At 59.7% G+C, this 14,257-nt stretch carries 12 protein-coding genes and 1 pseudogene; 7 read left to right on the top strand and 6 right to left on the bottom strand.

Translation table 11 applies throughout. The features are described from left to right. Nucleotides 1-27: 27 nt before the first annotated feature. From T3A99_RS19930 to T3A99_RS19950, 5 genes and pseudogenes are all read right to left on the bottom strand, one after another. Entirely contained in the window at nt 28-1,302 is a 1,275-nt protein-coding gene (locus tag T3A99_RS19930) for an NAD(P)/FAD-dependent oxidoreductase (protein WP_188251567.1), read from the bottom strand. A gap of 38 nt (nt 1,303-1,340) precedes the next feature. Then, nucleotides 1,341-2,009: a haloacid dehalogenase type II gene (locus tag T3A99_RS19935; protein ID WP_188251566.1), complete on the bottom strand. Its 669-nt coding sequence runs from the start codon at nt 2,007-2,009 to the stop codon at nt 1,341-1,343. A gap of 336 nt (nt 2,010-2,345) precedes the next feature. After that, nucleotides 2,346-2,970 (bottom strand): annotated as a pseudogene (locus tag T3A99_RS19940) (HAD family hydrolase). Nucleotides 2,971-3,377: 407 nt separating this feature from the next. Then, a complete protein-coding gene (locus T3A99_RS19945; protein WP_188251565.1) occupies nt 3,378-4,349 on the bottom strand; it encodes a threonine/serine dehydratase in 972 nt (323 codons plus the stop codon). Nucleotides 4,350-4,389: 40 nt separating this feature from the next. Next, nucleotides 4,390-5,379, bottom strand: a complete 990-nt coding sequence (locus T3A99_RS19950) for an ornithine cyclodeaminase family protein (protein WP_188251564.1) — start codon at nt 5,377-5,379, stop codon at nt 4,390-4,392. Nucleotides 5,380-6,077: 698 nt separating this feature from the next. Between T3A99_RS19950 and T3A99_RS19955 the strand changes: the two genes are divergently transcribed. From T3A99_RS19955 to T3A99_RS19985, 7 genes are all read left to right on the top strand, one after another. Then, the gene (locus T3A99_RS19955) at nt 6,078-7,403 is read left to right on the top strand and encodes an NAD(P)/FAD-dependent oxidoreductase (RefSeq protein WP_188251563.1); all 1,326 of its coding nucleotides are present in this window, start codon (nt 6,078-6,080) and stop codon (nt 7,401-7,403) included. 504 nt (nt 7,404-7,907) lie between these two features. Then, on the top strand, nt 7,908-9,248 hold the full coding sequence (locus T3A99_RS19960) for an OprD family porin (RefSeq protein WP_322834721.1): 1,341 nt from the start codon (nt 7,908-7,910) through the stop codon (nt 9,246-9,248). A gap of 334 nt (nt 9,249-9,582) precedes the next feature. After that, complete coding sequence (locus tag T3A99_RS19965) at nt 9,583-10,440, top strand: GNAT family N-acetyltransferase (RefSeq protein WP_322834722.1); 858 nt, start codon at nt 9,583-9,585, stop codon at nt 10,438-10,440. A 54-nt stretch (nt 10,441-10,494) separates the two neighbouring features. Beyond that, nucleotides 10,495-11,208 carry a cupin domain-containing protein gene (locus T3A99_RS19970; protein ID WP_322834723.1) on the top strand — a complete coding sequence of 238 codons (714 nt, stop codon included), beginning with the start codon at nt 10,495-10,497 and terminating at the stop codon, nt 11,206-11,208. 170 nt (nt 11,209-11,378) lie between these two features. Next, the gene (gene tatA, locus T3A99_RS19975; protein WP_274091039.1) at nt 11,379-11,606 is read left to right on the top strand and encodes a twin-arginine translocase TatA/TatE family subunit; all 228 of its coding nucleotides are present in this window, start codon (nt 11,379-11,381) and stop codon (nt 11,604-11,606) included. Between the two features lie 166 nt (nt 11,607-11,772). Beyond that, nucleotides 11,773-13,221, top strand: a complete 1,449-nt coding sequence (locus T3A99_RS19980) for an aldehyde dehydrogenase family protein (RefSeq protein WP_322834724.1) — start codon at nt 11,773-11,775, stop codon at nt 13,219-13,221. A 106-nt stretch (nt 13,222-13,327) separates the two neighbouring features. Continuing rightward, on the top strand, nt 13,328-13,825 hold the full coding sequence (locus tag T3A99_RS19985; protein WP_274091041.1) for a DUF3916 domain-containing protein: 498 nt from the start codon (nt 13,328-13,330) through the stop codon (nt 13,823-13,825). A gap of 25 nt (nt 13,826-13,850) precedes the next feature. Here T3A99_RS19985 and T3A99_RS19990 read toward each other — a convergent pair whose 3' ends face one another. Next, nucleotides 13,851-14,243 (bottom strand): GFA family protein, encoded by a 393-nt coding sequence (locus tag T3A99_RS19990; protein WP_274091042.1) that lies wholly within the window; start codon nt 14,241-14,243, stop codon nt 13,851-13,853. Nucleotides 14,244-14,257: the final 14 nt, after the last annotated feature.

Raw genomic sequence — 14,257 nt, forward strand, 5'->3', positions numbered from 1 at the left:
GCCATTGCACGCGAACATCAAACAGCCTCAATGCAAATAGTCCTGTAGGCGGTAATAGAGTCCCACTGCCGGCAAGAACCAAGGCTTGCCGAAATGCCCGGGAATCGCCGGCCAATCCAGTTCACCCCAGGGGTTGGCCTCGGCCTTGCCGTCCATGACCTCGGCCATCACCTGGCCCATGTGCACCGACATCTGCACCCCATGACCGCTGTAGCCCATGGAGTGGTAGACGCCGCCATGCTGACCGGCGCGCGGCAGGCGGTCGGAGGTCATATCCACCAACCCGCCCCAGCAGTAGTCGATTTTCACTTGGGCCAACTGCGGAAACATCTGCGCCATCGCCGCCTGCAGGATCTTGCCGCTCTTGGCGTCAGAGTTTCCTCCAGACATGGCGAAACGAGCCCGGCCACCGAACAGCAATCGGTTGTCAGGGGTTACGCGAAAGTAGTTGCCGATCATGCGACTGGTGACGTACGACCGACGCTGCGGCAGCATGCGGTCGAGCAACGCTTGCGACAGCGTTTCAGTGGCAATGATGAAGCTGCCCACCGGCACGATCCGCCGCCGATACCAACTCAACTCACCGTGTTGACAGGCACCGGTCGCCAACAGAATCTGCTTGGCTTGCAAGGAGCCCCTGCTGGTGCTGACCTGATAGCCGTCAGCATTGGCTTTCCAGGCCTTGACCAGCGTGTCCTGGTAAATCAGCGCTCCACGTCTGGCGGCCGCCTCGGCCAAGCCGACGCCGAAACGCCCGATATGCATCTGTACGCCGTTGCGTTGCAACAACCCACCGTGGAATTCAGCCGAGTCTGTTTCGCGGCGAGCCTGCTCGGCCGACAACAACTCGACATCGGCATCGACCTCGCGACGGATCAGCTCGCAGGTTCGCGCCAACCCTTCGTAATGCTGTGGTTTGGCCGCCAGCTTGAGCTTGCCGTTGCGCTTGAGGTCGCAGGCGATCTGCTCCTGCTCCACCAGCGCGACCACGCTCTGCACCGCACGTTCGTACGCCTGGTAATAGGCCCGCGCGGTGTCGGCGCCGAGGCTGGCAGTGAGGCCAGCGTAGTCCTGGGCCACACCGGTACTGCAATGTCCACCGTTGCGCCCGGAAGCTTCGCCGATCACCCGCCCAGCCTCCAGCACCACCACACTGGCCCCTTTGAGGGCCAGAGACCGGGCAGCCGACAGCCCAGTGAGGCCACCGCCAACGATGGCCACGTCCACCTGTCTCGGCAGAGCACCGGTCTGCGCACCGGTAAACATCGGTGCCGTATCGAGCCAGTAAGATTCACTGTGCATGTGCAACCCCTTATGCCTTAAAGACCAGCCGCCAGGGATCAGAGACCGACCAGACCGGCCAGCCCACCGATATCGGCAATCTGATGGTAGCTGTAGCAGGTGTTACCCGGCTGTTCGTGGCCACGGGCGACGAAGACCTTGTTCTTGATCTTCATGTCATCGGCTGACATCAGGTCGTAACGGAAGCTCGAGGACACGTGCAGCAGGTCCTCCGGACCACAACCAAGGTTATCGAGCATGTATTCAAAGGCTTGCAGGCGTGGCTTGTAGGCCTGGGCCTGTTGGGCGGTGAACACCTTGTGGAAAGGCACACCCAGCTTGTCGACGTTGGACATGATCTGTTCGTCCATCGCGTTGGAGAGGATCACCAGCGGGATCTTGTCGGCGATCTTTGCCAGGCCGGCCGTCACGTCGGCATGCGGTCCCCAAGTCGGTACGGCTTCGTAATACAGCTGACCTTCGCCGCGATACTCGACTCCCCAGCGCTTGCACACACGAGCGATGGCCGTCTTGAGGATCTCATCGTAAGGACGCCAGTCCCCCATCACCTGATCCAGGCGATAGGCAGAGAAGTCCTGGACGAACTGATCCATCTGGGCGGCAGGCACGCGATCTGCGAACAGTTGACGAGTCATGGTGCCCAACTGGAAGTTGGTCAGCGTGCCATAGCAGTCGAAAGTGATGTACTTAGGTTTAAGAAAGCTCATTGGGGCAGTCCTGGAGGTTCGTTGAGGTCATGCGCTACCAAGCATTTTCTGCTCTTGAAGAGCGACGATGCATCGCAGCACCACAGCTTTATTACAGCACCGTGAAACCAGCATATGGCGTTAAAAGCGTCAGCCGCTCGACATAAACCGCCGTTTTTCCGCCCACCCTCAGCAGACTTTGCGGGACGCCACAGAAGAGGGCGTCCGCAGCGTCATATGCTCCCTTACGGATCATTGATCGCCCCTGTTTCAACAAGTATAGATCGCTGCCTGTGCGGGGAATGCGCTCGCCATGAACGCGAAACGGGCGCTTCCCGAGGGAAGTGCCCGTTATCGTTATGGCGGGGTTTTGAGTCTCACCGCGTATATCCCGGCGAGACCATCACAGCAGGAAAAAAAGCGCCTTTTCCATCTGGCAGGCTCGTGACCACGGTCGATGAAGACCTTGGCCATGAAGCCCAGATCCGAGGCTGTCATCAGGTCGTAACGAAAGCTCGAGGAGACGTGCATCATCTGCTCCGGCCCGCAGCCGAGCTGATCGAACATGTATTCGAACATCTGCGCCCGCGGCTTGTAGGCGCAGGCTTGCTCGGCGGTGTAGACCGCGTTTCGACAGGATCACCAGCGGAACATGCGGAGCGATTGCCTCTAGTGTCTCAACGACGTTCGGGTGCGGCTGCCAAGTGGGCACGGCCTCGTACAGAGCGAGCGCATCGGCAGGACGATACTCTATGCCGTGCTTCTTGCACGTGCGTTGAATGGCGTTTTCCACCACGTCGAAGAACGGCTTCCACTCACCCAGTACCTCATCGAGGCGGTAGAAGCGAAAACTGTCGAGGAAGGCCGGCATCCGCTCGCTCGGCACACGATCCTCGAAGAGTTTTTTCGCGGTCGGGCCCATCTCGAAGTTGATGAGCGTGCCGTAGCAATCGAAGCTGATGAATTTCGGTTTGTAGGTCACTTGGACGATCTCCAGGATTTGGATGACAGGTTGGTGACTACAAGTTTATGAATCCCGGCCCTACGGAAATGCTCTATTGCCGGGTCTCTCAAGCAGATTCCTGTTCGATCCGCAGTATGCTGGCAGGAGCTGCGGCCGACCTCGAAAGAAACCTGCTCGCCCGATTTCTTGTGGCCAGGACGGTCTCTCACAAGAGGTGCAAGTGTTGCCTGCGCGGCGAAACAGCAGATTCTGCGTAGCCGAGTAAGCTCTGTTCCCTACCCCCTGCAAATGGGTTCACCCCTCATGCAACGCATCATTGAGACAGCACAAACGAAAACGCCCCTCCATCAAGGAGGGGCGTTCTTTATCGAAGGGTCGAGGCCACATCACTTACTCTGCCCGCCTCCTCACCATGCACCGCACGCTTACTCTGCAGCACCGTATACCTCGGCCAGATCGCCCAGGTCCCAGTTGCCGCCGGTCAGTACCACGCAGACCTTCTCATCCGGCCGCAACTTGACCACGCCCGCCAGCAGAGCGCCGATGCCGATCGCGGCGGCGGGCTCGGCGATCAGTTTCGCGTCCTTGGCTAGGGCGCGCATGCCCTGGACGATGTGCTCGTCCTCGACCAGGACGATCTCGTCCACGTAGCGCTCGATGATGGGATAGGGGTTCTGCCCCGGCACGCTGATGCGCAAACCGTCGGCGATGGTGTTCCTCAATGGCAATGTGGTGCGCTGCTTGTTCAACCGGCTGTGGTAGTACTTGGGCGTCAAGGCAGGTTCGGCACCGACGACCCGCACCGACGGGCGAGTCTCCTTGATGGCGGTAGCGATGCCGGAAATCAGGCCGCCCCCCCCCATGGGGATGATGACCGTGTCCACATCCGGCAGGTCCTCCAGGATCTCACAGCCGATGGTGCCCTGGCCGGCCATCACCAGTGGGTCCTCGAAGGCGTGAACGACCGCATAGCGGTTTTCCTCGGCAATCTCGTACACCCTTTTCCAGCGGGCGGCGGTGTCGCCATCGAAGAGAATGACCTGCGCCCCGAGGGCTTCGGTATTGGCGATCTTGATCTTCGGAGTGGTCACCGGCAGCACCAGAATGGCTTTTACGCCCAGCATGCGGGCGGCGTAGGCAAGCCCTTGGGCGTGATTGCCGGACGAGGTGGCGATGATGCCATTGGCGATCTCTTCCCTGGGCAGCGAGAGCGTCTTGTTCAGTGCGCCGCGGATCTTGAACGCCCCGGTGATCTGCAGGGTTTCGGGCTTCAGATAGAGCTGACAACCGGCGGCTTTCTCTAGCTTCTCCGCGCGCAGTAGCGGCGTATGCTTGATATGTGGTCGCAGCCGTTCCTGTGCGTCTCGAACGTCCTGAATGGTTGGATGGTCGCGCATGTAATTTCCTCTTGATCAGGTACTGCCGAAAAAACACAACTCAAAGGAACGCAAAGAAAGTTCCGACGTTGTTTTCAAGTGCATTTCGATAGATTTTTTCGGCCGTGGTGTTGTCCTGTATGGCCATGCCGGTGGAGTCGAAGATCGTGATCTCTTCATCGTTCTCCCGGCCCGGCTTCGTGCCCAGCAGGATCTCGCCGAGCTCGCCGTGGATATCGCCCAGGCTGATGATCTTTTCGTTCAGCGGATGCCAGGTTTCCCCTTTATCGATGCACTGGGAGATCGAGTCGTTGACTACCTTGGCGTGCCTGAATATCTCGGGGTCGAGCTCCTGCTTACCTTTCATATCCGTGCCGATGGCGACGATATGGGTGCCGGGTTTCACCCAGCTCGCTTCCACCAGCGGGCCCTTGCCACGGGTGGTGGTGATCAGGATGTCGGCCTGCTCGACCGCCTCCTTCTTCGAATCGGCCAGGATTACAGGAATAGCGAACTCGCCTTCGATATCCGCCTTGAAACCGGCGAGCGTCTCCGGGTTTCTGCTCCAGGCATGGATCTCTTCGATCTGCATCACCAGGCTGATAGCGCGAATCTGCATCCGCGCCTGGTTGCCGCTACCTATGCAGGTGATCTTCTTCGCGTTCTTTCTCGCCAGCGCCTTGACCGAGACAGCACCCGAGGCACCCGTTCTTAGACCGGTGAGCAAACTGCCATCCATCACGCAGATCAGCGCGCAGCTATTGGCATCGAACAGCAAAACGCTGCCCATGCCGTTGGGCACGCCATGCGCCGTCGGGTTATCGAGGAAGCCGCCAGAAGAGGCTTTCATTGAGATGATTTCATTGGTCTTGCAGTAACCGACCTTGAAGTCGATCTCTCCACGCGGCGCAGGAAGGTGTATCCCAATATAGTCAGGCTGAACCACCTGCCCACTGCTGAAAGCCTTGTATGCCTCTTCCACCGTACCTATGACTTCCTTAATAGATATCAATCTGCCGACTTCGTCTTTAGTAAGCAGCAGTGTTTTCATCTACAGGACCTCGCTGTTCTCTGATCAGGGTATCTGTGGTTGGCAAGGATTTACGCAAGCCTCATCAAGACAGGATTGCTCGCCATGTTCGGCGCGAGTCTCACAAGAATGCATTGCCGGTTTGCTGCGATTAGTATGCCGCCGAGCACTCAGCAGAAAATTCCGGATGCCTTGGGAATACGCAATTTCCGACTATTTTCATCGCAATCGACCAAAGCAAACGCTCCAACCCTACAACCACGCTTGAGCTGAGTACTCATCGGGCGGGGTGAAGGGCCTGAATACCCGATGATGGTGGCAACGGGCATGCTCGTTGCCCGCACGCGTCGCTTCGCGCCACCTTGCTCCAAGAGGGAAGGACATACGAAAAGGCGAGCAGCAAGTGATGGGCGCAACAGTCAGCGCTAAAGCTATAGGACCTGGTGCGCCGATAACTCCGCCCGCCGCAGCATAAACTTCCGAGCGCACCCTCGAAAACGCCCGATTCTGCGATTGCGCATACTCAATACGACAGGCCCCGTCGGGCCGAGATGCCTAATATGGGATCAACGCAACGGCATTTGTTGACCGCCCTGATTCTGTGGGTGCCGACTCATCGGCGGGCAATGATGTCATCGTAGTGAGGCCGCTTTGCAGCCGCTGTCTGCATTGCTCGTTGCATAGCCGTAAAACAATAGATTTCAGGCCTGGAGAATAGAATGCCGGCTCCCTTGATAACCATTGCCTCCACACCGGAGCTGCCAAAGAGCGCCGATGCCGTCGTCATCGGCGGCGGTATCATCGGCGTATGCGCCGCCTATTTCATGGCCCGTCAGGGTATGAGTGTCGCTGTGATCGAGAAGGGTCGCATAGGCGCCGAGCAGTCCAGCCGCAACTGGGGCTGGTGCCGGCAGCAGAACCGTGACGCGCGTGAGCTGCCGTTATCGACCAAAAGCCTCGCGCTCTGGGAAGAGATCACCGCCGATCTCGACGAGGACCTCGGTTTTCGTCGCTGCGGATTGTTCTATCTCTCGAATAGCCAGGCCGAACTGGATGGTTGGGCAAAATGGCGCGACTTCGCGCTTACCCAAGGGGTCACGACCCATATGCTGAGCAGCGCCGAAGCCACGCAACGCGGCGCGGCAACCGGCAGACCCTGGTTGGGAGGAGTGTTTTCGCCGTCCGATGGTATCGCCGATCCGTCACGGGCGGCCCCCTTGATTGCCAAGGGTGTGCTCAAACATGGCGGTTCGATACATCAATTCTGTGCCGCCCGCGGCGTCGAGACCGAAGCCGGCCAGGTGTCGGGGGTCATTACTGAAAAGGGCGTGATCAAAACCCGTCGGGTAGTGATGGCCGGCGGTGCCTGGGCCTCCTCTTTCTGTGCCCAGCTCGGCATCCGCTTTCCGCAGGCATCGGTGCGATCGAGCATCCTGTCGGTCATGCCGGGGGCCCAAGGGCTTCCCGATACACTTCATACCAGCGACGTGACCGTCACGCGACGCGGGGATGGCGGCCATACTCTGGCCATTTCCGGACGGGCATGCGTGGATCCGACGCCGCAGCAACTTCGGTTCTCCTCGTACTTTCTGCCGATGTTCGCCAAACGCTGGCAAATGCTTTCCCCCGGCGATCTGCAAGGTTGGCAGTACGGACACGAGACGCTACGCAAGTGGGCGCTCGACCGGCCTACGCCGATGGAGCGCGTTCGTATCCTCGACCCTCGCCCGTCGGAGGCAATCCTGAGGGAGACCCTTGCCCGCGCACGCCGACTGTTGCCCGCCTTGGGCAGCGTGCCCGTTCAGGCCGGTTGGGCAGGCTATATCGACAGCACCCCAGACGGTGTCCCGGTCATCGACGAAGCACAAAACCTGCCCGGTTTCATTCTAGCCGCCGGCTTCTCGGGTCACGGCTTCGGCATCGGCCCCGGTGCCGGACGCCTGATTGCCGAACTGGCGACGGGTACGACGCCATTTGTGGACCACACTCAATACACACTTGCTCGCCTGAACAAAGGGGTCTGGGGCAAGGTCTCCGAGTTCTGAACGTCCTTCTTCGTTGTTTGGCGGGAGCTTTGCTCCCGCTTTTTTTTTATCCGTCAGGACCACCCGCCTCTGGACAACCACCGCTTCCAACCCTGCTGGACTTCGTAGCACTCGCCTGGACGATACCTGGGCGAAATCCACTCATGAACGGTTCCCGAAAAGGGCTGGAGAGCCGCTCGGTGGCGCGGTAACCAAGCATTCGCTCGAGAAAAATCAGCCGACATTTGCTGCCGACAATGCAATCGATTTGAGCCGTAGATGCGGTCTATCGAGCCATTTTTTATGCAATCTACCAAATTACTTTCGGCCTCTTGTCAGCCCTGGCGGCAGCTGCGATACAGCCACCGCTCCCAGGGCAACAGGGATCGGATTCCAAACGCAATGAGGTAGCCGACCAGGCTCATGTCCTCACCCATTTGCCCTGGAGCAGTTCACTGGTCTGCCACAAAAGCGTTGTCCGACGCCGGGGCAACGAACACTAATAAAAATCCAATGGAGTCACCCATGAACGTCGTGAAACACAGCTGTCTTGCCCTGGCGGTCACCGCCACTGCCTCGCAGCTGGCCATCGCCAGCCAGCAAGAGGAAGCCAAGGGTTTTATCGAGGACAGCAGCCTGAACCTGCTCAACCGTAATTTCTACATGAACCGCGACTTGCGCAACGGTGGCCGCAACAGCCAGGGCAGCAACGGCGCCAAGCCGGCCAGCGAGCGCAATGGCTATCGTGAGGAATGGGCACAGGGCGCCATGCTGAACTTCGCTTCAGGCTTCACCCAGGGCACCATCGGCTTCGGCACTGATGCCTTCGCTTATGGCGGGGTCAAATTGGATACCGGTCGGGGCCGGGTCGGCAACGGCCTGCTGCCGATCAGCAATAACCAAACCTCCGACGCCAATGTGCCGGACTCATACGGCGAGATTGGCGCAGCGGTGAAGATGCGTGTCTCCTCCACCGTACTGAAGTTCGGTGAACAGCGCCCGACCGCACCGGTGTTCGCCATGGGTGACAACCGCTTGCTGCCGGAAGTAGCCACCGGCTTCCAGGTGTCGAGCAAAGAGTTCGATGATCTTTTTCTTGAAGCGGGTCACTTCACCGCATACAACGGTAGAAACTCGACCAACTCCAATGACAAGCTGATCACCAGCTACGCAGGTGCCGAAGCCGACAGCGTCGACTTCCTCGGCGGCTCCTACAAGGTCAACGACAACCTGCGCCTGATGGCCTACGCCAGCAGAGCCGAAGAGGTCTGGCGCCAGTACTTCGGCAGCGCCTCCTACACCCTCCCGCTGGCCGACAAGCAGTCACTGAACTTCGGCCTGGTCGCCTACAAGACCAGCGACGAGGGGCAGGCCCGTGCCGGCAAGATCGACACCACCAGTTGGTCGGCCAAAGCCGCCTACACCTTCGGTCCGCACAAGCTCAGTCTGGCCTATCAAAAGATTGATGGCGACGAGACCTTCGATTACATCGGTGTTGATTCGATCTGGCTGGCGAACTCGGTGCAGTACTCCGATTTCAACAGCCCCAACGAACGGTCCATGCAGATCCGTTACGACATCGACATGGCCAGCTTCGGCGTACCTGGCCTGACCCTGATGACCCGCTACGTCAAGGGTGATCAGATCGATTTCACCAAGGCCGATCCCTCGGGCGCCTACTTCCGTGCCGGTGCGGACGACGAGAAGCAATGGGAGCGCGACATTGAAGCCAAGTACGTGATCCAGTCGGGTTCGGCCAAGGATCTGTCCTTTCGCCTGCGTCAGGCCACCCACCGCTCCAGCTCCTATGAGAGCGACGTGGATGATGTGCGTCTGATCATCGAGTACCCGCTGAGCATCCTGTAACGGTGTTCCCCGGTCGGCTTTTCTCTCGTTGGGCCGGCCGGTTTTCTTGAAGGCTTTCTCCACGCTCCCTTAGCCTTGAGGCGTCCATCCGGGCGCCTTTTTTTGTTCTGGATCATTTTGCGAAGCCCCGTTCACTGCCATTCCCCCAAAAAACCACCAAGTATTTATTGCTGATAGCGACTCTCGTTTAAGTCAAAAATTGGGCCTGTAGAGCGGTCGCTTGGGGAATCTGCCGAATTGACTCCGCCCCCTTGTCAGGCCCCGTAGCAAGTGGGATATAGCCTTCATCGCCGGTGAAAATTTGCCACCGTCCCACCATTAACGGAGACCTGACATGTCCGTCTCACACAAGCCCTCGTATCGTTATCGCCCCATGACCGCCGCCGATGTAACAGCGGCCCACGCCTTGTCGGTCCGATTGAAGTGGCCTCACCGCCTGGAGGACTGGGCGATGTTGCAGCGTGTCGCCGAGGGCTTCGTCGCCGAAGACGGCGAGCGTTTGATCGGTACCGCATTCACCTGTCCACAGGGCGCGTACGCCACCATTGGCCTGGTTATCGTCAGTGACGATTATCAGGGTCAAGGCATCGGTCGCAAACTGATGGACCTGGCGCTCGAGGCCTGCACGCCACGCACCGCCATCCTCAACGCCACACTGGCCGGGGTCCCGCTTTATAGCAGTCAGGGTTTCGTCGAATTCGGTCAGGTCCAACAGCATCAGGGCCAGGCACAAACCACCGATCTGCCTGCCCTGTCAGCCGGTGAACGGTGCCGGCCGTTGACCGTAGCCGATCGCGCGCGCCAACTCGAACTGGCCAACGCCGGCAGCGGCCTGGACCGGACAACCGTGCTCAACGACCTGTTCGATGTCATCGAGCACGCAGTCGGTATCGAGCGTGACGGTCAGTTGTGCGCCTTCGCCATCCAGCGCGCCTTCGGTCGCGGCCACTGCATCGGCCCGATCATCGCGCAGAATCCTGAACAGGCCAAACACCTGATAGCCGCGTTGTTGGCGCGGGTGCCGGATGAGTTCGTACGCATCGATATTCCGGCAGATCGCGACCTGTCCGATTGGCTCGAAACAGCGGGTCTGAAACAGGTCGACAAAGTCGCGCAAATGGCCCGCGGGACCCCACCTCAGTCTGTCGGTGGCGTTAACCAGTTCGCCCTGGTGAGCCAGGCCATTGGCTGACCCCACCCACGCACACATCCCGCGCCTTGACCTATCCCTACCTGGAGAACCCTGATGTTAGAACCCACCTCCGTACTGTTGGCACGCGCCGACGGCACCCCTGTCTCGACAACATTTACCGCTGGCCCCTTGGGCGCGGGAGATCCTTTCGGTGCGCAACGGAAAACGGCCTATGCAAGTGCCGGAGAAATCGCTGCCGGCCTGGTCGAGGCCAGTGGCCAATTCAGCATCGATAAGTACCCTTATGTCGAGATGATCGTGGTCCATTCTGGACGGGTCATCCTGCAGAGCCTGGGCAGCACCCTTGAACTGGGCCCCGGTGCCAGCGCCGTGATCGGTCGCGGTTCGCCGCTCCAGGTGCAAGCGCAGGCGAATTCCCGTTGGGCATTTTGCGCCGACCTCCAGAACGTCGACGAACGCAGCCCGGGCCTCACCGGACTCGACCCGCTCGCCCCACTCTCGCCCTCCCGGGGCCTGGACGCCGAGATTCTGCTCAGCCCTGCGCCGCAATGCCGCTCGCACAACATGTTCATCGAAGAGTCGACCAACCTGAACATCGGTGTCTGGGACTCAACGCCCTACACCCGCCGGGAACGCCCGCACAAACTGCATGAGCTGATGCACTTGATAGAAGGCCGCGTCACCCTGCAAGCGGCCGACGGAAGTGAGCTGGCGGTCAACACCGGCGATACCGTATTCGTGCCCAAAGGCGCGCCATGCGCCTGGAAGAGCACGGTCTACGTTCGCAAGTTCTACGCCGTCAAGTAAACGCAACAGCATTGGGTGCCCGCGAACACCATCGATCCGCGGGCGCCCTTCGCATCCGGCCAATGACGCAAGCGAGCTTGATGGACAGCGCTTCGCCAGGGATGTCCGCGCTTTCGTGAACATTGAACCCTTCGTCCGATTGACAGACCACTCACTACGGAGCGCACATCGTGGGAATAGGCGGCATCAGTATCTGGAAGTTCCTGATCATTCTATTGATCGTGATCATGCTGTTCGGCACCAAGCGCCTGAAGGGCTTGGGCGCGGATATCGGTGACACGATCAAGGGGTTTCGCAAGTCCATGGAAAGCGACGACAAGTCAGCCGTTGAGGTCCCTGCGGAGCCGGCTATCGACGCGCTATCGCGCACGCTGGAAGACTCGGCGAAAAAAAACTGACCTGCGGTACGTTTTCGTGAAGTGGGTTCGACATACAGCAGATTCTCCTTCACCCACTTCAAGAACGGCACATCCCATCAGGGTCGTTTTGGTAGCTTGATGACAGACACTGCATCACGATTGTGCTGCTGATAATTGCCATTATCGCTCTATGGGAGCCCGTTGGATGACCGCCCAATTTTCGAATAACCTGCAATCGTCCCGACAGCTTTACATCAATGGAGCCTGGTCGACGCCGAGCAATGCGGCCACCTTGCCGGTGATCAACCCGGCCACCGAAGAGATTGTTGCCCAAGTCGCCCAAGGGTCGTGCGAGGATGTTGATCGGGCGGTCGCGGCGGCGCGGGCGGCCTTCCCCGGCTGGTCCTCGACTTCGCCAGCTTCGCGCGCGCTGGTGATCGGCAGAATCCATGAACTGATCCTTGAACGAAAGGAGGCGCTGGCCCAGGCGCTCTCTCTGGAAATGGGCGCGGCCATCGGTTTTGCCCGGGCGATGCAAGTGCCACTGGCGGCCGAGCACGTGCGCGTGGCCCGCGATGTGCTGTCCAGCTATTGTTTCCAGAAGGTCGAAGGCGGCACAGCCATTACCCGCGAACCCATCGGCGTCTGCGGTCTCATTACGCCGTGGAACTGGCCGCTGTATCAGATCACCGCAAAAGTCGCTCCGGCCATTGCGGCGGGTTGCACGGTCGTTCTCAAACCCAGCGAACTGTCGCCCCTGAGCGCCCTGCTCTTCGCGCAACTGGTGCATGACGCGGGCCTTCCTCCCGGTGTCTTCAACCTGGTGAACGGCAGCGGTGCCGAGGTCGGTGCGGCCATGGCGGCGCATCCCGATATCGACATGATCTCCATCACCGGCTCGAACCGCGCAGGCGCGTTGGTGGCCCAGGCGGCCGCCCCGACGGTGAAACGCGTGACCCAGGAGTTGGGCGGCAAGTCACCGAACGTGCTGCTGCCAGACGCTGACTTCGACAAAGCCGTGCCACCGGGGGTGATGTCGGCGTTTCGCAACGTCGGCCAGTCGTGCAGCGCACCGACCCGCATGATCGTGCCAAGGAACAGGTTAGCGGAGGTCGAAGCCCTGGCTGCCGCCACCGCCAATGCGATCATCGTCGGTGATCCGCAATCGGAAGAAACCATCCTCGGTCCCATCGCCAATCAAGCCCAGTTCCAGCGCGTGCAGGCCATGATCGAAGTGGGCCTGAACGAGGGTGCAAAACTGCTGTGTGGTGGGCCAGGCCGCGTGCAGGGTTTTGCAAAAGGCTTCTACACGCGCCCCACTGTGTTCTCCGAGGTGGACAGCGCCATGCGCATCGCCCAGGAAGAAATCTTCGGCCCGGTGCTGTGCATCATCCCCTATGACACGGTGGATGAAGCGGTCGCCATCGCCAACGACACCGTCTATGGGCTAGGCGCTCACGTTCAGGGTCAGGACCTTGAACAGGCGCGCAGCGTTGCCTCGCGTATCCGCGCAGGGCAAGTGCTGTTGAACTATCCGGCGTGGAATCCGATGGCGCCGTTCGGTGGCTACAAACGCTCCGGAAATGGCCGTGAGTATGGTGTTCATGGGTTTGAGGAGTATCTGGAGATCAAGGCGATTGTGGGGTTTGAGTGAGACAGAAACCGATGTCATCAAATGACACGAAACCCACCAGGGTCATCCTTGGAATACCGCGTCGCGGCGCGGAGAATAGCCGGACCTCACTCGGCAGGAAACATCAATGCGGCAAATCAGCATCAATGACAAACCACTCAGGGGCCCCCATCGCCGCCTTCGTTCCATAGAGCGCTGGGCATCAAGTTTTCAAGACAACTTTTACCCAAGGCCTGGTGACAGGAAATATGCAAACTGGAAGATTCCTGTTCATGAGGCCTTGGTCGAAGGCCCTCAGGCCCGGATTGAAGTCCAGGCCTTCTGTATCCAACAATTGCTCGAAGCGGCAACCCATCTGTCCAATGCAGCTGATCGCTCACAGGGCTACTACCGGGTCGCGTGCCTGCTGACGTGGCCATGGGTGCATCAGAGTGAAGTCACCCTCTTCTATGATCGGGACTATTACCTGCGGTTTCTCGGCGAAACAAATGCACTCAAACCACAACTGCTCAGCCAGACACTCGCGTTACACACCCCGGCGCACTTCATAGAGCACGGGCATGACGTGACTCAAGCGGACGACGAAATCGCAGTTCAATGGTGGTGCATAGGTGAACCTGCCTGAAGTCACTCGTAACTGCAGGCGAGCCTCAGTCCTCGGCCCGCCCTGTCCCCTCGCGATCATGCTCGTAGTGTCGGGTGAGCGGAAACGCCGGCAGCCAGGCCTCACGGCGCACGGTCCAGCTTTCGTAGGTGGGCATCAGTTGATCGGGGGCGTCCAGCGTCCCAAGGTGCATTTCTATTTCCTCACCCGAGCGGGCGAACAGCGACGAGCCGCAGCGGGGGCAGAAAAAGCGCCCGGCGTAATCCCGTGTTTCACCTTCGATCGTCACGGCATCCTGTGGAAACACAGCGGCAGCGTAGAAGAGCGCGCCGTGATGCTTGCGACAATCGAGGCAGTGACAGAGGCCAACCCGATACGGACGGCCCGAGGCTTGGATACGAACGTTGCCGCACAGGCAACCGCCGGTGAATCGGTCCATGGAGGGCCTCCCTT

Origin of the sequence: Pseudomonas sp. N-137, from assembly GCF_034555295.1 — a bacterium.
GTDB classification, from domain to species: domain Bacteria; phylum Pseudomonadota; class Gammaproteobacteria; order Pseudomonadales; family Pseudomonadaceae; genus Aquipseudomonas; species Aquipseudomonas rhizophila.